20 protein-coding genes are annotated in these 23,075 nt (G+C 65.1%); 5 read left to right on the top strand and 15 right to left on the bottom strand.

The genetic code is table 11. From position 1 onward, the window contains the following. Positions 1–7: 7 nt before the first annotated feature. The 7 genes from AC51GR_RS21425 to casI form a co-directional block, all read right to left on the bottom strand. Positions 8–823, bottom strand: coding sequence for a MaoC/PaaZ C-terminal domain-containing protein (locus AC51GR_RS21425; protein WP_496326762.1), 816 nt, complete (start codon positions 821–823; stop codon positions 8–10). A gap of 31 nt (positions 824–854) precedes the next feature. Beyond that, complete coding sequence (locus AC51GR_RS21420) at positions 855–2,033, bottom strand: lipid-transfer protein (RefSeq protein WP_496326670.1); 1,179 nt, start codon at positions 2,031–2,033, stop codon at positions 855–857. Then, positions 2,034–2,468: a MaoC family dehydratase gene (locus AC51GR_RS21415; protein ID WP_496326669.1), complete on the bottom strand. Its 435-nt coding sequence runs from the start codon at positions 2,466–2,468 to the stop codon at positions 2,034–2,036. Further along, positions 2,465–3,568, bottom strand: coding sequence for an acyl-CoA dehydrogenase family protein (locus AC51GR_RS21410; protein ID WP_496326668.1), 1,104 nt, complete (start codon positions 3,566–3,568; stop codon positions 2,465–2,467). The genes AC51GR_RS21415 and AC51GR_RS21410 overlap by 4 nt, the downstream gene beginning before the upstream one ends. Then, the gene (locus AC51GR_RS21405; RefSeq protein WP_496326667.1) at positions 3,568–4,506 is read right to left on the bottom strand and encodes a bifunctional MaoC family dehydratase N-terminal/OB-fold nucleic acid binding domain-containing protein; all 939 of its coding nucleotides are present in this window, start codon (positions 4,504–4,506) and stop codon (positions 3,568–3,570) included. Before AC51GR_RS21405 ends, AC51GR_RS21410 begins: the two co-directional genes overlap by 1 nt. Next, positions 4,503–5,669 carry an acyl-CoA dehydrogenase family protein gene (locus AC51GR_RS21400; protein ID WP_496326666.1) on the bottom strand — a complete coding sequence of 389 codons (1,167 nt, stop codon included), beginning with the start codon at positions 5,667–5,669 and terminating at the stop codon, positions 4,503–4,505. Before AC51GR_RS21400 ends, AC51GR_RS21405 begins: the two co-directional genes overlap by 4 nt. A gap of 277 nt (positions 5,670–5,946) precedes the next feature. Then, the gene (gene casI / locus AC51GR_RS21395) at positions 5,947–7,626 is read right to left on the bottom strand and encodes a steroid-22-oyl-CoA synthetase (RefSeq protein WP_496326665.1); all 1,680 of its coding nucleotides are present in this window, start codon (positions 7,624–7,626) and stop codon (positions 5,947–5,949) included. A gap of 213 nt (positions 7,627–7,839) precedes the next feature. On the opposite strand from casI, the gene casG reads away from it, so the two are divergent. Further along, positions 7,840–9,501, top strand: a complete 1,662-nt coding sequence (gene casG, locus AC51GR_RS21390; protein WP_496326664.1) for a steroid-24-oyl-CoA synthetase — start codon at positions 7,840–7,842, stop codon at positions 9,499–9,501. A gap of 162 nt (positions 9,502–9,663) precedes the next feature. Here the strand turns inward: casG and AC51GR_RS21385 are convergent, their stop codons facing one another. After that, positions 9,664–10,473 (bottom strand): HNH endonuclease, encoded by an 810-nt coding sequence (locus tag AC51GR_RS21385; protein WP_496326663.1) that lies wholly within the window; start codon positions 10,471–10,473, stop codon positions 9,664–9,666. Positions 10,474–11,539: 1,066 nt separating this feature from the next. Between AC51GR_RS21385 and AC51GR_RS21380 the strand changes: the two genes are divergently transcribed. Then, on the top strand, positions 11,540–11,917 hold the full coding sequence (locus AC51GR_RS21380) for an SdpI family protein (protein ID WP_496326662.1): 378 nt from the start codon (positions 11,540–11,542) through the stop codon (positions 11,915–11,917). A 35-nt stretch (positions 11,918–11,952) separates the two neighbouring features. Here the strand turns inward: AC51GR_RS21380 and AC51GR_RS21375 are convergent, their stop codons facing one another. The 6 genes from AC51GR_RS21375 to AC51GR_RS21350 form a co-directional block, all read right to left on the bottom strand. Further along, the gene (locus tag AC51GR_RS21375) at positions 11,953–12,741 is read right to left on the bottom strand and encodes an SDR family NAD(P)-dependent oxidoreductase (RefSeq protein WP_496326661.1); all 789 of its coding nucleotides are present in this window, start codon (positions 12,739–12,741) and stop codon (positions 11,953–11,955) included. 23 nt (positions 12,742–12,764) lie between these two features. Further along, on the bottom strand, positions 12,765–13,421 hold the full coding sequence (locus AC51GR_RS21370; RefSeq protein ID WP_496326660.1) for a PaaI family thioesterase: 657 nt from the start codon (positions 13,419–13,421) through the stop codon (positions 12,765–12,767). Beyond that, a complete protein-coding gene (locus AC51GR_RS21365; protein ID WP_496326659.1) occupies positions 13,418–14,287 on the bottom strand; it encodes a MaoC/PaaZ C-terminal domain-containing protein in 870 nt (289 codons plus the stop codon). The genes AC51GR_RS21370 and AC51GR_RS21365 overlap by 4 nt, the downstream gene beginning before the upstream one ends. A 22-nt stretch (positions 14,288–14,309) precedes the next feature. Further along, positions 14,310–16,511, bottom strand: coding sequence for an acyl-CoA dehydrogenase family protein (locus tag AC51GR_RS21360; RefSeq protein ID WP_496326658.1), 2,202 nt, complete (start codon positions 16,509–16,511; stop codon positions 14,310–14,312). Positions 16,512–16,574: 63 nt separating this feature from the next. Continuing rightward, on the bottom strand, positions 16,575–17,738 hold the full coding sequence (locus AC51GR_RS21355) for a steroid 3-ketoacyl-CoA thiolase (RefSeq protein ID WP_496326657.1): 1,164 nt from the start codon (positions 17,736–17,738) through the stop codon (positions 16,575–16,577). Between the two features lie 208 nt (positions 17,739–17,946). Beyond that, positions 17,947–18,588: a TetR/AcrR family transcriptional regulator gene (locus tag AC51GR_RS21350; RefSeq protein WP_496326656.1), complete on the bottom strand. Its 642-nt coding sequence runs from the start codon at positions 18,586–18,588 to the stop codon at positions 17,947–17,949. A 162-nt stretch (positions 18,589–18,750) separates the two neighbouring features. Here AC51GR_RS21350 and AC51GR_RS21345 point away from each other — a divergent pair, with 162 nt between their 5' ends. Continuing rightward, the gene (locus AC51GR_RS21345; RefSeq protein WP_496326761.1) at positions 18,751–20,289 is read left to right on the top strand and encodes an FAD-dependent oxidoreductase; all 1,539 of its coding nucleotides are present in this window, start codon (positions 18,751–18,753) and stop codon (positions 20,287–20,289) included. Between the two features lie 8 nt (positions 20,290–20,297). Here the strand turns inward: AC51GR_RS21345 and hsaA are convergent, their stop codons facing one another. After that, the gene (gene hsaA / locus AC51GR_RS21340) at positions 20,298–21,464 is read right to left on the bottom strand and encodes a 3-hydroxy-9,10-secoandrosta-1,3,5(10)-triene-9,17-dione monooxygenase oxygenase subunit (RefSeq protein ID WP_496326655.1); all 1,167 of its coding nucleotides are present in this window, start codon (positions 21,462–21,464) and stop codon (positions 20,298–20,300) included. Between the two features lie 184 nt (positions 21,465–21,648). On the opposite strand from hsaA, the gene AC51GR_RS21335 reads away from it, so the two are divergent. Both AC51GR_RS21335 and AC51GR_RS21330 read left to right on the top strand, forming a co-directional pair. After that, the gene (locus tag AC51GR_RS21335; RefSeq protein WP_496326654.1) at positions 21,649–22,812 is read left to right on the top strand and encodes a 3-ketosteroid-9-alpha-monooxygenase, oxygenase component; all 1,164 of its coding nucleotides are present in this window, start codon (positions 21,649–21,651) and stop codon (positions 22,810–22,812) included. Beyond that, the gene (locus AC51GR_RS21330; RefSeq protein WP_496326653.1) at positions 22,790–23,053 is read left to right on the top strand and encodes a hypothetical protein; all 264 of its coding nucleotides are present in this window, start codon (positions 22,790–22,792) and stop codon (positions 23,051–23,053) included. The genes AC51GR_RS21335 and AC51GR_RS21330 overlap by 23 nt, the downstream gene beginning before the upstream one ends. Positions 23,054–23,075: the final 22 nt, after the last annotated feature.

The following is a 23,075-nucleotide window of genomic DNA, read 5'->3' as shown; positions in this document are numbered from 1 at the left end:
GCCATGGTCATCGGGTGAAGCCGGCACGGCCACCGGAAATAGTCGCACTGCCGTCCTTGACGAGCTCGAATGCCAGGTCAGCCGCATCGCCCCACACGCGCAGGTCTGCGGTCTCGCCCGGGTGGATCGCCGAGGCGAAACGTCCCTCGAGGGTCGTCAGGTCGGCCGGATGAGCACCGGTCAGGCGCGCAGCGTCCACTGCCGCGACGGCCAGCGTGCACAGCCCGTGCATGATCGGGCGCGGTTGATTGATCTTGGCCGCGGCCTCGGGGTCGATGTGGATGTGATGACGGTCGCCGGTCAGGCGGTACAGCGCTGCCTGATTCTCCGTGGTGTGCACCACGCCTTCGAGCGCCGGATCGCCCTGCGGTCCCTTCGGACGGGCCGGTCCGCGGTCTCCCCCGAATCCGCCTGCGCCGGGGGCGAAGATCGACCAGGTTGCCACGAAGTAGTCACTGCGGACCACCACCTCGAACACCGCAGCCGCGCCCTTGTCCCAGACCTCTCCGACCGCGGCCGACAGGGTCACGTTGCCGCTACGTGGCAACGGTGCCAGGACCGTCAACTGCTGTGAACCGTGCAACGCGGTGGTCATGTCGAACGCGCCGCGTGCACCCAGTTCGTCAGGAGCCCACTGCGCCAACGTCAGTGCGAATGTCGGCAGTACCCGCAGCCGGTCCTCGAACACGAGGTCGAGTTCGGTGGCCCTGGCGCCCACGGCCAATGCGTAGAGGATGGCATCGCGCTCGTCGTAGGAGACGGTGCGGGTGCCCAGATCCTCACCGCGCCACTGCCCCGCGGTCTTGGCGGTTGTTCCGGTCATGCTGTCAGAGGTCACAGAGAAGCTCCTTGTCTCACGCGGCGCCGAGGATCAGGCCACTGGTGGGCACCGCGGTTCCTGCGGTGACGAGCACATTCTCCACACCGTCGAATTGATTCGTCGAGGTACCCCGCAACAGCCGCACGGCTTCGGCAATGCCGTTGACGCCGTGCAGATACGCCTCACCGATCTGACCACCGTGGGTGTTCGACGGGAGCCGTCCACCGATTTCCAGGTTGCCGTCGCGGATGAAATCTTTGGCCTCGCCCGGTGCGCAGAAGCCGAGTTCTTCGAGCTGCGGCAACACAAGTGGCGTGAAGTGGTCATACAGGATCGCGGCGTTGATGTCGGCCGGTGAGAGCCCACTCTGACCGTAGAGCTGTCGGCCGACCAGGCCCATCTCCGGGATCCCGGAGATGTCGGGACGGTAATAGCTGGTCATCATGTGCTGATCTTTACCGCTGCCCTGTGCGGCGCCCTTGATCAATGCCGCTGTGCCGGTGAGGGTCTTGGCCCGTTCGGCAGAGACGATCACCAGTGCCTGGCCGCCGTCGGTCTCCTGACAGCAGTCGAGCAGGTGCAGCGGTTCGGCGATCCACCGAGAGTTCTGATGGTCTTCGAGCGTGATCGGCCGCTCGTAGAACCAAGCGGCGGGGTTGTTTGCGGCGTGCTTGCGCGCCACCACGGCCACGCGCCCGAAATCTTCACTCGTGGCGCCATATTGGTGCATGTACCGCCGGGCGAACATCGCCACCCACTGCGCGGGTGTCGACAGCCCCTGCGGCGTCATCCAGGCGTATGCCGCACGGTCGGCGGTGCTGTCCATCGGCCGGTCGTGCTGGCCGAGGCCGTACCGCACACCCGAGCGTTCGTTGAAGGCGCGGTAACAGACCACGACGTCGGCGACACCGGTGGCCACCGCCATCGCAGCCTGCTGCACGGTCCCGCAGGCGGCGCCTCCGCCATAGCCGATGCGGGAGAAGAACTTCAGTTCGCCGAGCCCGCAGTTGCGGGCCACGAGCACCTCACCGTTCGTCTCGGCGGTATAGGTCGAGAGGCCATCGACCTCGGACGGATCGATTCCGGCATCGGCCAGCGCGGCGATGATCGCCTCACACGCCAGCTGGAGTTCGGTGCGTCCGGAGTTCTTGGAGAACTCGGTGGCACCGATTCCGACGATGGCTGCCGCGCCGGACAGGGGGCTGATCGCCATCTACAGACTTCCTTCCAGGTATGTGAACGTGACGGTGCCCTTGACATGGTCCCCGAGGCTGTTGGCGCCCCGGACCTGGACGGACACAAGACCGTCCTCGACGCTCGTCACCGTTCCGGTGAGCGTCATGGTGTCTCCGGGGTAGTTGGGCGCCCCGAGCCGGATCGCGACCTTGCGCAGCGATGCACGTGGTCCGGCCCAGTCGGTGACGAACCGGCCCACGAGCCCGTTCGTGGTCAGGATGTTCATGAACACGTCCTTGGAACCGCGCGAGACCGCGAGATCGGGGTCGTGATGCACATCCTGGTAGTCCCGGCTCGCGATGGCCGTGGCCACGATCATGGTCCGGGTGAGCGGGATGGCGAGTTCCGGCAGGACCTGGCCCACCACGATCGGGCCGGGAACGGTCTGCCCCACCGCGTCGTCGACGGTCATGATGCGACCCCGGCGGCGAGTTGTGCGCCGAGCCGGCTCAGGTCGGCACTCGAACCGCCCAGGGTTGCCGCGATCTGCTTGCCCCACAACAGGTGCCGGTGCACCGGGTAGTCGGTGTCCACGCCGATGCCGCCGTGCACGTGCTGGGTGCGATGCACCACGCGCTGACCACCGTCGGTGGCCCACCACTTGGCCACCAGCACTGCGGTTTCCGGGTCGTGGCCGTTCGCGAGCAACCATGCCGCCTGCCACAGGGTCACGCGCATGGCCTCGAGGTCGATGTAGCAGTCGGCGAGCTGATGGCTGACCGCCTGGAACGTGGACAGTGGACGACCGAACTGCTGACGATCGTTGAGGTAGGTCACGGCCTGCGCGACCGCACCGGTGCCGACGCCGACCTGCAGGGCGGCCAGGGCGACCTCGACCCGGTCGACGAGCCACTGCACCGCTTCGCCCTCGGCGAGCAACTCGGCCGGAGCCGAGTCGAAGGTCAGGTTCGACGCGATTGCGCGGGTCGTTGTCTCGTTGTTCTCCGATACCACCCCGGTACCGGTCGGATCGACCAGGAAAAGCCCTGTGCCCGAGGGCGTCGCGGCCGACACCACGACGCGCGTGGCGATGTGGGCGGCCGGGACCACGGCCTTGGCGCCGGTCAACGTCCAGGTTCCGTCGGCGCCGGCGTGCGCAGCCGTCGTCGGTGCGGTCGGGTCGGTGGGACCGAACTCTTCGAGACCGACGGTCAGGAAGATCTCACCGGCTGCGACCGGACCCACATATGCCTGCTTCTGTTCCTGTGTACCGAACTCCGCGATCGCCATGGCGCCCAGCGCGGTCTCCCACAGTGGCACCGGGGCGACGTTGCGGCCTTGCTGCTCGAGCAGCACACATAGTTCGGTCAAACCCATTGCACCGCCGTCGAACTCCTCGGGCAACGCGATCCCGACAAGCCCCGCCTGGGCAAGCTCGCGCCACAACTCACGGTCGATGCGTTCATCGGTGGACTCGACGGCCTTGACACGGTCGATGCCCGACTTGCCGGCGAAGATGTCCGCGGCCAGGTCACCGATCGCGGTCTGCTCTTCGTTGAAGGTGAAATCCATCAGTTCTCCTCGGGTGCGGCCGGCCGGAACGCGGGAAGCGTCAGATCCGGGTCGGCGTCGATCCAGTCCAGTACCACCGGCATGTCGACCTCCACCTGGTCCGGTTCGATACCGACCATGTTGGCGATCAAGCGGGTGCCCTCTTCGAGTTCGATGACGGCGACGATCAGCGGATAGTCGAACGCATCGATCTTGGGATGGTGGTTGACGACAAAGCTGTAGACAAACCCCTTGCCCGAGGCGTCCACGGTGTCCCAGTCCAGTGACCGGCAGTGTCCACACATAGGTCCCGTCGGATGCCGCAGCGTTCCGCATGCGGTGCACCGCTGGATGACCAGTCGGTGTTCCTTGGCGGCGTCGAACCAGAAGGCGTTGTCCTGGTTGAGTGCCGGCCGGGGCCGCAGCGCACGGGGTGCCGGCTTCTCCGCGGGACGGAAACGCAGTGTGCGCCACCGTTGGGTGGCCACGACGTCGCCCTCGGCGTTGCGGTAGGTCTTCAGCGTCGTCACGAAGTGCCCGGTACCCAGGCCGGTCTTCTTCTCCGGCGAAATCGATTCGATGACCTCGGTGACGTTGATCAGGTCGCCGGCCCGCAGCTCGGTGAAGTACTCCTGCTCCGAGTCGGTGGCGACCACCGAGGTGAACCCGGCGTCGGCCAGCAGACCGAAGAGTTCGACCGCCACCTCGGAACCGGTGCTGCCCGCCGCGGTTGCCGCATAGCCCCGCATGGTCCAGGCCTGCACCATCGTCGGAGGGGCGATCGCGCCATCGCGTCCGGTGCTGCGAGCCGCGTCGTCATCGAGATAGATGGGATTCTCGTCGGCCATGGCCTCCACCCAGTGCCGGATCATCGGTGTGTTCACCGGATCCTGTGCCCAGGTGGTGGGCACCAGCTCCTGACCGACCAGATTGCTCAGCGCCGCGTCGATCCCGCTCATTTTCCACGTCCCATGCGGGCGGTACCCAGGCCGATGGTCGCGACCATGTCCCGCAGCACCTCGTTCACGCCACCACCGAAGGTGTTGACCACACCCTGCCGGGAGATCTGCTCGATCTGGCCCGCCAGGATCGCACCCGGGTTGTCGGGCCGGATACGTCCTGCGGCACCGAGGATTCCGAGCAGGGTCCGGTAGACGTCGACGTGGGTCTCGGTGCCGAACACCTTGGTGGCACCGGCATCGGCGCCCGAGAGGGTGTCGGCGGCGACCGCGGCGGTCATCTTCCAGTTCATCAGCCGCATGGCGACCAACTTCGCATGCGTACGCCCGAAATCCTGCTGAACCCAAGGGATCTCGATGGCACCGGACTCCTTGGCCCATTCCAGCACCTGATGCCACAGGCCCTCGGTCCGCCCGCCGAGTGCGGCCAGGCCGATGCGCTCGTGATTGAGCTGCGCGGTGATCAGGCGCCAGCCGCCGTTGACCTCACCGACGAGGGCTTCGGGGCCGACCCGGATACCGGTGTAGTAGGTGGAGGTGACCATCAGACCGCCCACGGTCGGGATCGGCGACCACGAGAAGCCGGGATCGTCGGTGGGGACGATCAGGATCGAGATGCCCTTGTGCTTGGGCGCTTCGGGATCGGTTCGGCAGGCCAGCCAGACGTAGTCGGCGGTGTTCGCGCCCGAGGTGAAGATCTTGTTGCCGTCGACCACCCACTCGTCGCCCTCGCGGACCGCCCGGGTCTTGAGGGAGGCCAGATCGGTACCGGCGTCGGGTTCGGTGTAGCCGATGGCGAAAACGATGTCGCCGGAGAGGATTCCGGGTAGGAACCGGGCCTTCTGCTCCTCGGTGCCGTACTTCTGCAGCGTCGGCCCGACGGTGTTCACCGTGACGAACGGGAATGGCAGCCCGGCCCGCTGGACCTCGTCGAAGAAGACGAACTGATCCTCGATCGAACGGCCCTGGCCGCCGAACTCCACCGGCCAGCCGATGCCGAGCCAACCGTCCTTGCCGAGCATCTTGACGATCTCGCGGAAGCGGGGACCACCGACACCCTGCTCGCCGGCCGCACGGCGCTCCTCTTCGGGCAGCAGCGTGGAGAAGTATGCGCGCAACTCCCTCCTGAGCTCCTGCTGCTCGGGCGATTCAGTCAAATCCATCGTGGTTCTCCTATGACGTTTATGGCTATCGCTGCAATGTTCGCCGACGCTAACTGCGCGCCACGGATCGCGGTACCGAAGTCCCGCCTAGCGGGAGGAGGAATATCGAACCTGCAGACCGCATCGATCTGACCGCACTCGGCACTGGCACACCTGCACGCGACGTGGCATGTGACGTACCAGCAGACGGTGGCGCAGACCGGATCAGGGACAGCCGAGTTCCACCGGAATCACGATCCCGAGTTTCATCGCATCTGGCCTTTCGTCGGTCGTGGATTCACAGGAACCGGGCGCGACCGTGTTCTTCGAATTCCTTGGTGAGGGCTTCCCGATCGGCATCGGTCATCAGCGTGTATGTCGGCGCGCCGCGACCGACCCAGTGGTACACCGGTTCGTCACATCGCCAGCCTTCTGCCTGCAGTGCACGCTTGAGGACCTTGTTCGATCCGGTGACCGGGAGGGCGGTCGACACCCGGATGAACCGGGGAGCGGCCTTGGTTCCCAGGTCCGCCTGTGCGGCAAGGTAGCCCGCGAATTCTTCGGGATCGAAGTCGCTGTGGTCGGCGACCTCGAGAGCGGCCATGACCTGATCGCCCGAGCGCGGGTCGGGCACCGCGAACACACCGGTGGCGATCACCTTCGGATGACGTCGCAGGACATGTTCGATCATCAGCGCCGAGGTGTTCTCGCTGTCGACCCGGATCCAGTCCCCCTTGCGGCCGGCGAAGTAGATGAACCCGGCCTCGTCGACGTACCCGAGGTCGCCGGTCCAGTACCAGCCGTTACGAATTCGCTCGGCAACCGCCGATTCGTTCTTGTAATAGCCCTCGAAGCGTCCGGCGCCGGCCTTGTCGATCATCTCGCCGATCGCCTCGTCCGAGTTACGGACGTGGCCGTGTTCGTCCAGGATCGCCCGCGGGCATTCCTCGAGGGTCTCGGGGTTGACGATGACGATGTTCTCGTTGGCGGGCCGCCCGAGAGCGCCCGTGGGTGCGGCCGGATCGAGACGGATCGACCCGGCACCCTCACTGGAACCGTAGGCCTCGTACAGCTTTGCCCCGAAGCGGCGGATGAACTCGGCCTTGTCCCCTGGCGACGCCTCTGTCCCGAACCCGTGGGTCAGCGTGTTCTCCGCGTCATCGGGGGCCTCCGCGGTCGACATCAGGTAACCCAACGCTTTGCCGACATAGGTGAAATATGTTGCGCCGTAGTACCGCACGTCCGACATGAACCCGGATGCGGTGAACTTCGGGACCAGACAGATGGTCGCGCCCTGGGACAATGCCGGTGCCCACAGTCCCATCAGTGCGTTGCCGTGGAACAGTGGCATGCAGCAATAGCAGACGTCGTCCCGGTCGACGTCGTACTTTTCGCAGTTCGCATAGGCCAGACGGGTGATGCGACCTTGACTGCACCGCACCGCCTTTGACATCCCGGTCGTGCCGGAGGTGAACAGCAGCAGGAACAGTGTCGAGGCATCCACCCCGTCCGCCACCTGAGGCTCGGTGGCCTGGGCGGCAACCGAATCGGCGTACGAGGCGTCGTCGACCAGCACAAAGCGGTCGGCGCTGAGTCCGAGGTCGAGGCCGGAGAGCTTCTCCATACCGGCGCTGTCGGTGACGATGAGCTGACAGTCGACGTACCGGACCTCGGCTTCGAGCTCCTTGCCGCGACGGGTGGGGTTGATACCGACGATCGTCGCGCCGGTCAGCGCCGCGCCGCCCAGCCAGAAGATGAATTCAGGGGTGTTCTCGAGCAGGATCCCGATGTGAAAGGGACCCGGCTGCCGCAGTGACTGCGCGAAGGCGCCACGCGCCGCGCTCTCCCGGACGACCTCGTCCCAGGTCCAGTCCCGAGTACGGGTGCGCAGTCCGAGGTGCTCATCACCGAGCCGGTCCATCAGCATCTGCGCGACATCGTCGCGGGGAATTGTCGTGACGGGTGTGGTCGCGTTCAAAACTTCAGTCCTCATCGTGCTCGAAGCGCACAGTGTGTGCCGCCGTAAGTTGCCGTCATGGTGATACTCCTCCAACTGCGAATCTTCGCCGAACGGTATCGTCGCCAACGTCTGCATAAGAGCCCAGTCTCGCTGAGTGGTAACCGTCACCATGGATACCGCGGGTCGTGAGATTTTGTGGTGTACATCGCAGTACGTAACGAAAGGCTTTTGATGTCTGCCTCCACCGATCCGCAATTGCACATCACTGCGGTGATGACCCGTCTGACCGGCCCCGGCGGACCGTTCGAGCTGGTCGAAGAGGATGTACTCGGTGCATCCATGCAGGTGATGAAGAATCGTCGGCGCGCCGTGGCGGAGCATCTTCCACAGTCGCTGAACTGGGGCGATTCCGATTATCTCGTCACCACCGACCGTCGAATCTCGTACACCGAGCACGCCAGGTCCGTCGCCGCGCTGGCCACTGCGCTGCGCGACAAGTACGGCGTCGGCAAGGGCGATCGGGTGGGAATTCTCGCGGCCAATACGCCCGAATGGGTCATGACGTTCTGGGCCACCCAGGCCCTGGGCGCCATCACCGTCGGCCTCAACGGCTGGTGGGTGCCGCGTGAGGTCACCTATGGCCTCGAGCACAGCCGGCCCATGGTCCTCGTGGTCGACGCGAAGCGGGCCGCCTCACTCCCCGAGGTCCCCGGTACGGTCACCGTCTTGACCATGGAAGAAGACCTTCCCGCACTCATCGCCGAATACGACGGCGCCGATCTGCCAGTTCCTGACGTCGACGAGGACGACCCGTCCGTCATCCTCTACACCAGCGGCACCAGCGGGCGGCCGAAAGGTGCGCTGCATTCACAGCGCAATCTCGTGGCCGTGGTCGACTATCAGCGCTTCAGTGACGCGTTCATGGCCGAACTCGACGGCCAGACATACGATCCCAGCCGGCCCAGTCCCGCGCGTCACCTGCTGACCTCGCCGTTGTTCCACATCGCGAGCCTGCACAACCTGGTGGTGCCGCGTCTGGCGACCGGTGGCGCGGTGATCCTGAATCAGGGTGCGTTCGACGCCGACACCATCCTGGGTCTCATCGAGCGGGAACGGGTCACCAACTGGGGTGCCGTGCCGACGATGGCCACCCGACTCCTCGAGCACGACAACGTCGAGAAGTACGACCTGTCATCTCTGAAGTCGTTCGCACTCGCCTCGGCACCCTCCTCCGTCGCGTTCAAGGAGAAATTGCAGGCCAAGTTCGCGTTCGCCCGCAACGCACTGGTCGACAGCTATGGACTGACGGAGTGCAGCACGGCCATCGCCGTCGCGACCCCCGCCGACATCGAGGCGTTCCCCGGCACCCTGGGCCGCCCCATCGTCACCGTGAGCCTGCAGATCCGCGATCCGTTCGGGGAAGTGCTTCCCGAGCGCACCGAGGGTGAGATCTGCGTACGCAGTCCGTTCGTCATGCTCGGCTATTGGGAAGACGAGGCAGCCACCGCCGCCGCCATCGCGCCCGGACGATGGTTGCGCACAGGCGATTTCGGCCGCATGGACGGTGGACGGTTGCAGCTCACCGGCCGCCGCTCCGATCTGATCCTGCGCGGTGGCGAGAACGTCTACCCCACCGAGATCGAGCAGTGCCTCGACGAGCATCCCGACGTGGCCGAGTGCGCAGTGGTCGGCGTGCCTCATCCCGACCTGGGCCAAGAAGTCGCTGCCGTGATCGTCGCCCGGCCCGGAGCCTCCGTGACCGAAGACGACCTGCGCGCCTTCGCGACCGAGCGGCTCTCGTATTACAAGGTCCCGACGCAGTGGCGGATCACGGAACATCCGTTGCCCCGCAACGCAACCGGCAAGATGATGCGACGCGCGATCACGGTCTGACGAACCAAGGCTGACCACCGTGGTGTCGGCGCTCGGCATGTCCCGGCGCCGACACCACAGCCGCTCACACTGTGAAGTTGTCAAAGATGCGTGCGCGGTCCCGACACGATCTCGGGTGCGCTGGTGGGAAGCTTTGGTGAAGTGGTGGAGAGTTTGATCTGGTCAGGCGGCCAGGGTCAGGGTGCGTCGGTTGTAGGCCGGTAGAGGTTTTCGCTGCGGATCGATATCGGCCGGCGGGATCATCCACGGGTGTCCGTCCGAGCCCATGATCACGTCCCAGCCGGTGTTGTGGACCGCCATGTGGCAGGTGCGGCACAGCAAGCACCCGTTCTCCAGAGTGGTCAGACCGCCGTCGACGAAGTGCACGATGTGATGGCAGTCCGACCAGCTCGCATGTCCACCGCATTTCACACAGCAGGTGTCGCGAATGATGATGGCCTTGCGGACCAGACCGGTGAAGAGCCGTTTGGGTGGACTGAGATCGATCGGGACGTCCTGCCCGTCGAGGGTGATGGAGGTGATCGACGAATCACACGCCAACATCGCAGCGGTCGCTTCGGTGACCGGACCCATCCACGGCAGGGTGGCAGCCTCGGGATGATCGGCAGGCACGGTGACCATCACCTCGGTGCGCGGCGCTGACACCAGCGTCTGTCCACCACCGCCGCAGTCCAACAATTGATGTAGCGCGTCCGCGCGGCGTTGGGTTGGGGACCGCGGATCATCCGAACCATCTGGCTCAGGACGTGCCCGGGACCAGAGATCCAACGCCGAGTGCAACTTTTCCCCGATCACCGCATCAAGATCGAATGTGCCGACACAGCGGCCCTCGCGGACTTTGTATTCCAGACTGTTCAACGACCGGTCTTCGGCCGGCGGCGGACCACCAGTATCTGCGGCGATCTCGTTGCCCAGCGCGCGGGCTGCGGTGCTGATCTCCGCCGGCGGTGCTCCGGAGATGGCGTGGTTCAACAGTTTCCGCTCGAACCCGACCTGCTGCTCGGCGGCGACCGGATCCTCCGACCGCCCGACACATGGGCGACACCCTTGACTACCGCATCGACATGCTCAGAGGACAGAAACCCATCCTTCGAATACCCGGCCGTACGATCCAACCCGACCAAACCAAATCCGATGCGCAACCAGCGATACGCCGAACCTGGTGCCGCACCGTTGGCCTGCAACAACTTCGACGTCGTCGACCCGCCTCACGGGCAATGCCCGACTCGTCGATCACCGCCGCACACACCGCCAGCTGATGCTCGGTGGCATTACGCAGCGTGATCAGATCTTTCACCACCCCCAACACCGCGCTCGCGTCATCCGGGTATCGCCAGGTCGACCAGATCGTCGACCATCTCGAGAAGTCGCATAGCACAGCACCTTCCAAGGAGAGAACACACAAACCGGGGCGTCGACCGGGTGTCCCTGCGGGGAAGGCGTCAGATACGTGATGCTCGGGGCCGACTAATTACAGCCTAGTCGATCGAACATACGTTCGCAATGGTTTTTGTGAATCAATTCCGCTCGGACCCAACGCCTTTCGGTAGCAAGACGAAATATCTAACCTCAAGCTCGATCGAACAGCCCAATAGACAAGGTGTTGTAACTGCAGGAACCAATGCCGATTCGGCCTGCCCTGCACCAATTGCAGTAGTTTGTCGTTCTTTGGCGGAGTTCTCCAGTCGCAGCGTTTGCGTGGGCGGCCGTTGAGTTCAGGTACGACGTTGGCAAGGGTGCCGACCCCCGGATCAGCAGCGCCTTCCCCAATACCGTGGTAGCCCTCGAACCTCGACCTCACCGCACGCAGCGTGGACACCCGAGCCCGCGTTTGCCCGTTGAGGGCCGTCGCGCCAGAGATGAAAGACGCTGTTGCCGCTGGTAACCCGCCCGCAAACTACCCCGCTACTCATCCGCCAACACCTGGATCGCGTCACCCCGGACAGCCGCGTCGGCATCGATTCGCATACAGTCAGGTGTGTTCCAGCGGCACCCGCCGGGAACTCCGATGCACGCAATCTGACGTAGAGGCCGGCCGGTGGCATCATCTGACCTACTGGGTCTGACGGCGTCACTGACGTCGTCGACGCTCATCGTCGCGTTCGCTGCCGGACTGATGCCGCGACTCGTCGGTGACGAGCCGAATCCCGTCATGGGCATACGCACCAAGGCGACTTTGTCGAGCCCTGAAGCGTGGCAGTTGGCCCATCAGGTTGCGCGGCCGCTTCTGCGCCGGGCGGTCTGGACAGCCTTGGCGGGGTTATGCATACAGGTCGCGATCGGCGTCATCACAGGTTTCGGATCTGTGGTGTCAGCTGTCGCTGCAGCCGTCATGTTTCTGGTGGTGCTCGTCGTCCTGCTCTATTCAGCGGTGAAGGGCAACAACGCGGCGAAATCGCTGCGGCCGCGCAGGTAGCAACCGCAGGAGCCCGAAAAATGCCAGAGACGACCCTAATCGACCGCCGGCGCCCATTGGACACCGTTGATGTGGGCACCACCGTCGACGAAAAGGGTGTTGCCGGTGAGGTAACGGCTGTCATCACCGGCCAGGAAGACGGCAACGGGACCGATGTCGTCCAGCGGATCACCGATGCGACCCATGGGGTTCTCCGCGGCCATGCCGGCGGCCATCTCCGGGTTGGCCTCGACAACCCGCTTATAGGCCTCGCTCTGTGCACCCGGACAGATCACGTTGCAGCACACCTGATGCGGTGCCCACTCACGGGCCGCGGTCCGGGTCAGGCTGCGCAGGGCCTCTTTGGCAGCGTTGTATTGCACCGAGTACATGTGCGCGTTGACACCATTGAGCGAACACAGGTTGATGACGCGGCCGGTGCCGTGTTTCTGCAACTCGGGCAGGGCTCGTTGCATGGCCCAGAACGCGGCCATCACCGCCATGTCGAAACCACCGCGTAACTGCTCGTCGGTCATGTTCTCCAAGCGCGCATAGCCGGAGCCGCGCCAGGCGTTGTTGACCAGGATGTCGAGCCGCCCGAAACGTTCCACCGCAACGTCCACCATGGCCAGGACCTGGGCCTTGTCGGTGACGTCGGTGCGGACGAACTCTGCTGCCACGCCCCATTCGTCACGCAACCACGCAGCGGACTGTTCGCCTGCAGCGGTGTCGATTTCGGCAACGACCACCGAGGCGCCTTCGCGCGCAAACGCTCCGGCCATCCCTCGACCGATGCCCATACCAGCTCCGGTGACCACAGCCACCCTGCCGTCCAACTTGGCCATGAAGACTCCTTCGCCGGTTCCGCCTAACGAGGGCGGGGCACCGTCTTGTCGATGAACAATGCCTCAACCGACACACAGACTGTTCCGTCCGCGGTACGGATGTCACCCACTGTGGTGATCTTTCTGCCGTTCTCTTCGATCAACTTGCCGCGCACCGTCAACGGCTCGAACAGCGGGGTCGGAGCGTGATAGCGCACATTGAGCTGAGCCGTGGCACCACTGCGGCCGGACCAGGCGTTGGCCACACCGAGCGTGTGGTCGAGCAGCAACGCCGCCACGCCGCCGTGGACGTGTCCGGGCGGACCCTGGTACGGGAACGTCAGCGTCACATCACCTTCGACGTAACCGTCGTCGCGGCCGACCAGCGTCAGCGGCGGTGCGATCGCATTCTCGGGTCCGGTGGCCGGATCGTGTCGGGTGACACCTTCGCCGTGCCACATGTCGATCAGGCGGTCGGCGACCTCCGGAGCGTGTTCTTCGAGATGCTCGGCGATACTGTTCAATTCCTCGGCAACCCGCTGCAGGTTCGCGTTGCTGCGATCGGTACGCAACAGTGCATCCACAACGCGGCGCGCGGCATTGGCCGCGAGGTCGACCGGTTCACCGTTGGGCAGGGACGTCAGGACGATGCCGTCCGGCGCGTTTCCGACGGTCGGGTGCTTTGCCGGGTCCTGGCTCATCGGATGCCCATCGTCGCGTGGGTGAGGATCGGCTGCTGCTCGCGTTCGACGCAGACGGCCTGCAGGATCAACTGGTTGCCTTCCCGCCAGACGGAGGTCTCGATCGTCTCCCCCGGGCACAGCGATCCGGCGAACCGTACCGAATAGGACTGCACCGCTGCAGGATCACCGTCGAGGACGCCATCGATCACGGCCTTGCACACGACGCCGTACGAGGCGAGTCCGTGCAGGATCGGCTGATCGAAACCGGCCATCTCGGCAAACGCCGGGTCGACGTGCAGCGGATTCATGTCCCCACTGAGCCGGTACACCAGCGCCTGTTGTGCGGTCGTCGGGGTGACGAGCACCTTGTCCGCTTCCCGGTCAGGAATGGCGGTGGCCGCATCAGGACCGGCCGGTCCGCCGAAGCCGCCTTCGCCGCGGGCCCAGATCTGCATCGAGCTGGTCCACAACGGGTTTCCGTCGGCATCGGTGGCCGCCTGTTCGAGCACGATGACCGCAGCCTTGCCCTTGTCCCAGACATCGGAAACCCGCGATGAGATCTGCGCGGTGCCCGACGCCGGGATGGGCGCATGCAGTTGCAGCGATTGTCCACCGTGCAGGATCTTGCGCAGGTCGATGTCGATGCCCGGCAGGTTCATACCCGGCGCGGCAATTGCACCGGCCGAAACGCCCTGTCCGGCAACCATCGCGAATGTCGGGACCACCTGCAGGTTCTTCTCGTACACCCAGGCCAATTCGGCCGGATCCAGATTGTCCATACCCGCGCCGAGGCCCAGGTGATAGAGCAGGACGTCCCGCTCGGTCCAGGACACGTCGCGGACGGTCGGATCGGCGGACAATGCCACGTTCAGGTCGATACCCACGGCTAGGACTCCTTCTGTGTGGTCATGCCCGAACTGGTTTCGCGGGCTCCGGGTCGCGGGGCAGGCCCAGGATCCGCTCGCCGATGATGTTCAGCTGGACGTTGGTGGTACCTCCGGCGATCGACAGGCACTGCGAGTTCAGGAACTGCTGTGTAGGTGACCATCGATCCTGCTCGCCCAGGAGCGAGGACGGGCCGGACCACTCCATCGCGACCTCCCAGACCTGCTGGATGTGCTCGACACCGAGCAACTTTGCGATCGACGACTCGGCTCCCGGCTGCCCACCGGTGAGCGACCGCAACGTGGTCCGCAGACCCATCAGCCCGCCGGTCTGCGCGTCGCACAAAACCTTTCCCAGCACGGTCATCTGTTCGGAGTCCAGGCCGCCTGGCATGGTGGCCGCGAGTTCGAGCAGCGCTTCCCCACCGGAACCCAGCGACGAGTCGTTGGACAGCGAGACCCGCTCGTTGGCCAATGTGGTGCGAGCCAGCTTCCAGCCGTCACCGGGCTGCCCGACCAGCAACTCGTCGGGTACGAACACGTCGTCGAAAAAGACCTCGTTGAACAATGATTCGCCGGTGATCTCCCGCAGCGGCCGGATGTCGAGGCCTTCGCTGTTCCGGATGTCGATCAGAAAGTACGACAGGCCCTTGTGTTTTGCCACATCGCCGTCGGTGCGCGCCAGGCAGATGCCCCAGTGTGCGTCGCGAGCCATGGAGGTCCACACCTTCTGGCCCTGCAGTTTCCAGCCACCGTCGACCTTGGTCGCCTTGGTGCTGAGTCCGGCCAGGTCCGAACCCGCACCGGGTTCAGAGAACAGCTGGCACCAGACGATGTCGCCACGCAGCGACGGCGGGAGGAAACGCTGCAACTGTTCTTCGCTGCCGTGCGCGATCAGGGTGGGGACCACCCAGTTGCCGATGATCATGTCGTGCGGCTCGAGGTCGGCGGCCCTGAGCTCGTCGGCGATGACGAGCTGGGTGACGGCGTCGGCACCCTTGCCCCATGGGGCGGCCAGATGTGGTGCGGTGTAACCCTTGTCGGCCAGGAACGCCTTGCGCTCGGCGTCGTCCAACGAGACGGCTCCGGCGAGTTCGGCCCGGATGTCGGCGCGGATCTTCTCGGCCTCGGGCGGCAGTTCGATGCCCAGGACGCGACGGGCGCCATCGATGGTGAGGTTTGCGACCCGGCGACGCCAGGTGGCGGTCGAGCCCAACATGATCCGAAGCGTCTGGGCGCGACGCAGATACAGATGCGCGTCGTGTTCCCACGTGTACCCGATACCGCCGAGGATCTGAATGCAGTCCTTGGTGACGGTGAACGCGGCCTCGGGCGCCACCGCGCCGGCGACCGCCGCTGCCAGAGAACCCTCGACACGATCAGTGTCCGGGCCCATCGCACGCGCAGCGTCCCATGCCGTCACCCGCGCCTGCTCGGTGAGCCCGAGCATGCGCGCAGCCTTGTGCTTGACGCCCTGGAACTGGCCGATGACCCGGCCGAACTGCTGTCGTACCCGGGCATATTCGGCCGCGGTGGTGGTGGACCAGTCGGCCAGACCGGCCGCCTCTGCCGACAGCAGGGTTGCCGCGATGTCGAGGATTCGCTGCGAATCGAGGCCGAGTACGTCCATCTCGGACAACTCGAGACCGTCGACCCTGGCCTCGGCGTTGCGTCGAACCAGATCGTGACTCGGCAGGTCGGTGATGTCGAGGCGGTCCCGCGACACAACGACATACGCGAGGGAGCCGTTGTCGTCGGCTGCCAGCAGGAAGAGGTCTCCGACCTGTCCCCCGAGGATGTGGCTGGAGGTTCCGGACAGTGTCACGGTGCCGTTGTCCCGAGTCAGGCGAAGCGACCCCGGTTGTAGTGCAACGGCTCCGAAGATCGATCCGTCGGCGAGCCCGGCGAGTTCGGCGGTCCGGCCCGCTTCGTGCAGGACCGTCGAGACGACAACCGTCGGCAGGAACGGTCCGGGCACCATCGAGCGTCCGAGTTCCTCGGTGACGATGGCCAGCTCCACAAGTCCGACGCCGGCACCACCGAATTCTTCGGGCAGGTGGAGTCCGAGCATGCCGAGTTCGGCCAGTGACGGCCAATAGCTCGGGCGCAGTTCGGTTTTGGCTTCCACCGCATCCCGGATCACGGTCGGGGTCGCGTGACGCGCCGCCCATCCCCGCACGGAATCGCGCAGTTCGCGGTCGTCGTCGGTGAGTTCAATTCCCATGTCGTTCAATTCCCATGTTGTTCAGGCCGCTGCCGGGTCGGGCGAGTCAGGTGGGGGGGGGTGTCAGATACGTTCGATGATGGTTGCGGTCGACAACGCACCGCCGGCGCACATCGTGATCAGCGCAGTCGACTTGTCGCTGCGTTCGAGTTCGTGCAGCGCGGTGGTGATCAGCCGCGAGCCGGTCGAACCGACCGGATGTCCGAGGGCGATGGCTCCACCGTTGACGTTGACCTTGGACATGTCCGCCTGATGCACCTGCGCCCACGACAGGACCACAGACGCGAACGCCTCATTGATCTCGACGATGTCGATGTCGCCCAACGACATTCCGGTGCGCTCGAGCACCATCCGGGTGGAGTCGACCGGGCCGTCGAGGTGGTAGTACGGGTCGGAGCCGACCATCGCCGAGGAGACGATGCGTGCACGGGGGCGCAGGCCCGCCTGTGCGGCTTTCTCCTCGCTCATCAGCAGCACCGCCGCGGCGCCGTCGCTGACCTGCGACGAGTTGCCTGCGGTGTGCATGCCGTCCTCGATGACCGGCTTCAGCGCGGCCAGTCCCTCTGCGGTGGTGTCGCGCAGTCCGCCGTCACGGGTCACCGTGGCGATCTCACCACTGGGCGTGCCCTCCTTGTCGACAACCGGTGCCTGCACCGGCACGATCTCGCGGTCGAAGCGACCCTCTGCCCACGCAGCGGCGGCACGGAGCTGCGACTGCAGGCCCAGCGCATCGACGTCGCCGCGTTTGATGCCACGACGCTCGGCGATGCGCTCAGCCGAAGTGAACTGATCACGCATGTCGATGGTCCAGTCATCCGGGTACGGATTTCCGGTGCCGGGGGCATTCGCCTGGCCCAGGAACACCCGGCTCATCACCTCGACTCCACAACCGATACCGGCGTCGATCTGACCGGAGGCGATCAGGCCGGCAACCATGTGAACGGCCTGCTGCGAGGAGCTGCACGCACAGTCGATCGTGGTCGCAGCCGTCGTGTATGGCAGTCCGGCATGCAGCCATGCCTGGCGGGTGACGTTGTTCGACTGCTCCCCGGCCTGGGTGACACAGCCACCCACGAGCTGACCGACCTCGGCTGCGGGCAGGCCCGTGCGGTCGAGCACGGCCTGCTGAGCAGCACCCAGCAAGACGGCCGGATGAAGGCCTGCCAACGCGCCGCGACGACGACCGATCGGTGTGCGCGCTGCTTCCACGATGACGACATTGCTCATGTTCGCTCCTTTGGATGGCGCGAGGACTTCCAGCGCCAAGATCGATATTTCTAGAATGTATTCTATTTTTTGGTGCCGAGCAATGTGCCACCCACGGGTGCGTCGGTGAGTCTCAAATCTGGTGCGGCAACCGTTTTGGCACGGTCAACGGTGATTTCGGCACGCTCGACGGATGGGTGCTGGGGTGCGAGACGAGAATGTATTTCAGTCAGAAATCGCTGTGCGACATCCGAGCCTGGTCGCTGGGTGACATGCGCGCCAGCAGTAGGTCACACGCTGTGCGGATATCCGATTCCGCGTCAGGGATCGAGATCCGGCCGTTCAGGCACGACTGGATCACGCCGAGCCACAACTGCATCAAGAGTCGGACCGCGGTGTGGTCGTCTTCGGTGGGATGTTCGATCCCGGCCGCCGACATCACGATCTCGTGGAACAGCCGGTCCACCTTGCCCGCATCGGGCACGGTCGCCGCGTTGGCGGTGCTGCTCGACTGGATCATCGCCGTCGACAACGCCGGCCTGCGCAACAGACCTCGTGTCGACCGGACGAGCACTTCATAGATGGCGTCCTTGCCGCCGTTCGCCACCGGTGGGCGCTGCGCCAGATTGTCGCTGATCTGCTCGATCTGCTCGACCATCACGGCCACGAAAAGGTGCGTTTTCGAGGGGAAATACCGGTACAGGGTACCGATCGCCACTCCGGCGCGTTTCGCCACTTCCTGCATCTGGACGCGCGCGAATTCTTTCTCGTTCGCCAACTCCGCCGCGGCCTCGAGTATCCGGACATGGCGGGCCCGCTGATGGTCGGAACTGGGTTCCGCAGCGTCTCGCGCCTCGGCGATCCTGGGCACCGTCCAACCTCCTCATCGTGCGCTGCTGTGCGAACTGAACATCTGACTGTCTCACCAGACTAGGAAACGATCACATTCTGCCCACTCAGTGGGATCTTCGGTGTGTCTGAAGCGGGAATGCGATTGCGTGGGACACCGACTCGACCAGATGGAGGAATGACGATGCAAGACTGGACCATTCAATGCGACGTGCTCGTTGTGGGATCTGGCGGCGGCGCCCTGACCGGCGCTTATACGGCGGCAGCGAACGGCTTGGACACCATCGTATTGGAAAAGACCGGTCTGTTCGGTGGTACGTCGTCATATTCCGGTGCGTCGGTCTGGTTGCCCGGAACCGTCGTCCAGGAGCGCGCCGGACTCGATGATTCAACAGAGAAGGCCCGTACCTATCTCCGGGCCGTGGTCGGCGACAGCGAACTCGAGCGCCAGGAGGCCTACGTGACCACTGCCCCCGCGGTGGTCGATTTCCTCGAACGCAGCCCGAGCATCGAGTTCAGGTACCAGCCCTTCCCCGACTACTTCAAGGCACCGGGCCGGATGGATGCGGGCCGCTCGATCAATCCCATCGATCTGCCCAGCGACGAGATCGGCGATCTGCGGGAGCTGGTCCGGCCCGAACCACACATCGACCGGGCCGGACAGAAGCATCCGGACATGACCCTCATCGCCGGGCGTGCCCTCATCGGCCGGCTGCTGTTGGCGCTGAAGGCCACCGGCCACGCGGATCTGCGCACCGGGACTGCCGCGCGTCGGCTCTTGACCGAGGGCGACCGCGTGGTGGGGGTCGAGGCCGAGACCGCTGACGGTGAGGTCCTGCGCATCCACGCCAAGCGCGGCGTCCTGCTGGCCGCCGGCGGTATCGAAGGCAGCGCCGAACTCCGCGAGGCCAACCACACACCGGGTCGCGCGCAGTGGAGCATGGGTCCGCAGGGCGCCAACACCGGCGACCTGATCCGGGCCGCGGTCGCGGTCGGTGCCGACACCGCCCTGCTCGACGAGGCGTGGTGGTGCCCCGGCGTCGAAATGCCCGACGGGTCAGGCGCATTCATGGTCTGTGTTCGTGGCGGTGTCCTGGTCGACCAGGCCGGCAACCGGTACCTCAACGAGTCCCTGCCCTACGACCAGTTCGGCCGCGCCATGATCGCGCACGGCGCCGATACGTCCGTGCCGTCGTACCTTGTCTTCGATTCCGCCGAAGGCGGCCCGGTGCTCCCGTCGATGTCGATCCCCGCGGCCTCCGCCGACGAACACTTCGCCGCCGGCACGTGGGTGGCCGCGGACACCATCGAGGAACTCGCAGAGAAGATCGGCGCGCCCGCCGACACCCTGCGGCACACGGTCGAACGATTCAATGACCAGGCCAAGCGGGGCGTCGACGAAGACTTCCAGCGCGGCGAAGACCCTTACGACACGTTCTTCTGCCCGCCGAATCCGGAGCTTCCGAACGTGGCCCTGCGTCCCATCACGACCGGTCCGTACTACGCGGCCCGCATCATCCTGAGCGATCTGGGCACCAAGGGCGGCGTCCGTACCGACGCCGACGCCCGGGTGCTGCGCACCGATGGGACCGCGATCGACGGTCTCTATGCCGCAGGCAACACCAGTGCATCACTCAGCGGCCCGTTCTACCCGGGACCCGGTGTTCCGCTCGGTACCGCGATGACGTTCTCCTACCGCGCCGTCCAGCACATGCTGGACTGATCGCCGGGTCAGACGAGGTTGTCCTCGACCGTCAACCCGAACGCTCCCCGGCCGAACAGGGCCAGGGCGCGTTCGGGTTCGTTGGCGACATGGACGCTGCCCGCATGGGCGTCCCGCCACGCCCGTTCGATCGGATTACCCCGGGTCAGCGAGTTACCGCCGGACGTCTTGAACAACAGGTCGATGGCTTCGAGCGATCGTTCGACCGCGCGGACCTGGTCCCGACGGGCCCGTAGCCGCATCCACATCGGCAGATCCTCGCCGGCGCGGGCCAGCTCCCACATATCGCGGACGTTGCGGTCCATCTGCAGGATCGCCGCATCGATCTCCGACGCCGCACGCGCCACCGCCACCTGCGCTGCCTGATCCTCGGCGAACCGACCGCCGCCCAGACTGAGCCGCACCCGCTCGCGCATCATCGTCAGATAAGACTCGTGACATCCGGCGACGACGCCCACGATCGGGGCGGCGACGGCCGAGGTGAAGATCGTTGCGAACGGCAATCGGTACAGCGGACCTCCGTTGACCTTCTGTCCCCGACCACGCAACTGGGCGGTCTCGTAGTTCCGGATGGTGCGGTATTCGGGGACAAACGCCTTGGTGACGGTGATCTCGTTGCTGGCCGTCCCGCGCATCCCGACCGCGTCCCACACATCCTTGATGCCGTAGTCGGTCCGCGGCACCAGGACGGTCATGAAATCGACCGGTCTGCCTTCAGCACCGAACACCAGGGCACCGAGCAGCGCCCACGACGCGTGTTCGCATCCCGAGGAGAACCGCCAGCTGCCCGAGAGTTCATATCCGCCGTCGACCGGCGTCAGTTTGCCCACCGGGGCATAGGCCGATGACAACAGCTCCGACGTGCTCTCGCCCCACACGTCGTCCTGGGCCCGCTGATCGAACAGCGCGAGATGCCACGGATGTACCCCCAGCACCGATGCGACCCATCCGGTGGATCCGCAAGCCCCCGCGATGGCCCGGATCACCTCGTAGAACTCCACCGGGTCACTTTCGGAGCCGCCATATCGTTTGGGCTGCAACATTTTCAACACGCCCGCCTGCTGCAGGTCGGTGATGCTCTCGACCGGCACATGCCTCGATTCGTCGACCTCACGTGCCCGGTCGGCGATGGTCGGTAACAACGTGCGAACTGCTTGCAAGACCTCGTTGGTCATGTTCAGAAAACTCCATCGGTGTGTTGCGGGCCCTCCTGACGATGGTAGGCCGGTGCCCGGCACCGAACCTTCGGCGCGGTAGGTCTCGGTTAGTGGGACATGAGCTTTGGATGTGTGCGTGATCACCTAGCGTTTTGAGAACAGCTCTGCAGCCACAACTCTCCATGGAAAGGACGGACGCATCGTGACCACATCGCAGTCCGAATCAGTTGAGATCCGCGAGATCGAGACCGGGGCACCGCCCGCGCGGTTCGCCCGAGGCTGGCACTGCCTCGGCCTTTCCGATTCTTTCCGGGACGGCAAACCCCATGCCATCCACGCTTTCGACACCAAACTGGTGGTGTTCGCCAAGAGTGACGGAGAGCTCGCCATCCTCGACGCGTTCTGCCGGCACATGGGTGGCGACCTGAGCCAGGGCACCATCAAGGGCGACGAGGTGGCCTGCCCGTTCCACGACTGGCGCTGGGCTGCCAACGGTCGCTGTAAGAACATCCCCTACGCCCGTCGGGTACCGCCGGTGGCGAAGACACGGTCGTGGAAGGTGCTCGACCAGGACGGCATGCTGTTCGTCTGGCACGATCCCGAGGGCAATCCGCCGCCGGCCGACGTCACCATCCCCCGCATCGAGGGCGCGCTCAGCGACGAGTGGTCGGATTGGGTCTGGTACCGGATCGAGGTCGACACCAACTGCCGCGAGGTGGTCGACAACATCGTCGACATGGCTCACTTCTTCTATGTGCACTACTCGTTCCCGACGTTCTTCAAGAACGTCTTCGAGGGTCACGTCGCCAGCCAGTTCATGCGCGGACAGGCCCGCGAGGACATGCGCCCGCACGCTGCCGGTCAGCCGAGGATGCTGGGAAGCCGTTCGGAGGCAACCTATTTCGGTCCGTCCTTCATGGTCGATGACCTGGTCTACCAGTATGAGGATCACGACGTCGAGTCGGTTCTGATCAACTGCCACTATCCGGTGAGCGCCGACAAGTTCGTGTTGCAGTACGGCATGATCGTCAAGAAGTCGAGCCATCTCGAAGGCGACGCCGCCGACGAGATGGCCAAGAACTTCGGTGTCTTCATCGCCAAAGGTTTCGAGCAGGACATCGAGATCTGGAAGAACAAGACCCGCATCGAGAATCCACTGCTGTGTGAAGAAGACGGCCCCGTGTACCAGCTCCGCCGCTGGTACGAGCAGTTCTATGTCGATATTGCAGACGTGACACCGGAGATGACCGAACGCTTCGAGTTCGAACTCGACACGACCCGTGCGGTTGAATCGTGGAAGAAGGAAGTGGAAGCAAATCTCGAACGGAAGGCAACCGAGACCGATGCAACCGTTGCAGTGCACTGAGTGCGCAGCTCAGGTCCTGGTCCAGAAGAACAGCTGGGAACACACGTCGGTGCAGTGGAACCCCGCTGCCCGCAGCGCCTGCCGAGATTTCTCGGGTGAACAGTCCGGCGCAGCCCGCCGGTCCGGCGCGCCCCGCGAGCGGTGTCGTTTCCTGACCGAGGCGATCGAGGCCGCGGCGCACGCCGGTTCGGTTGCCGTGCTCGATCCCACACCGGTTCGCCCGCTCGGCTCGCTGCACTGAGTCATTCGCCGGCACAGCAGAT

This window comes from Williamsia sp. z71, from assembly GCF_059553375.1.
Note: the sequence above shows the minus strand (reverse complement) of the source record. Positions and strands in the feature narration are given on the sequence as shown.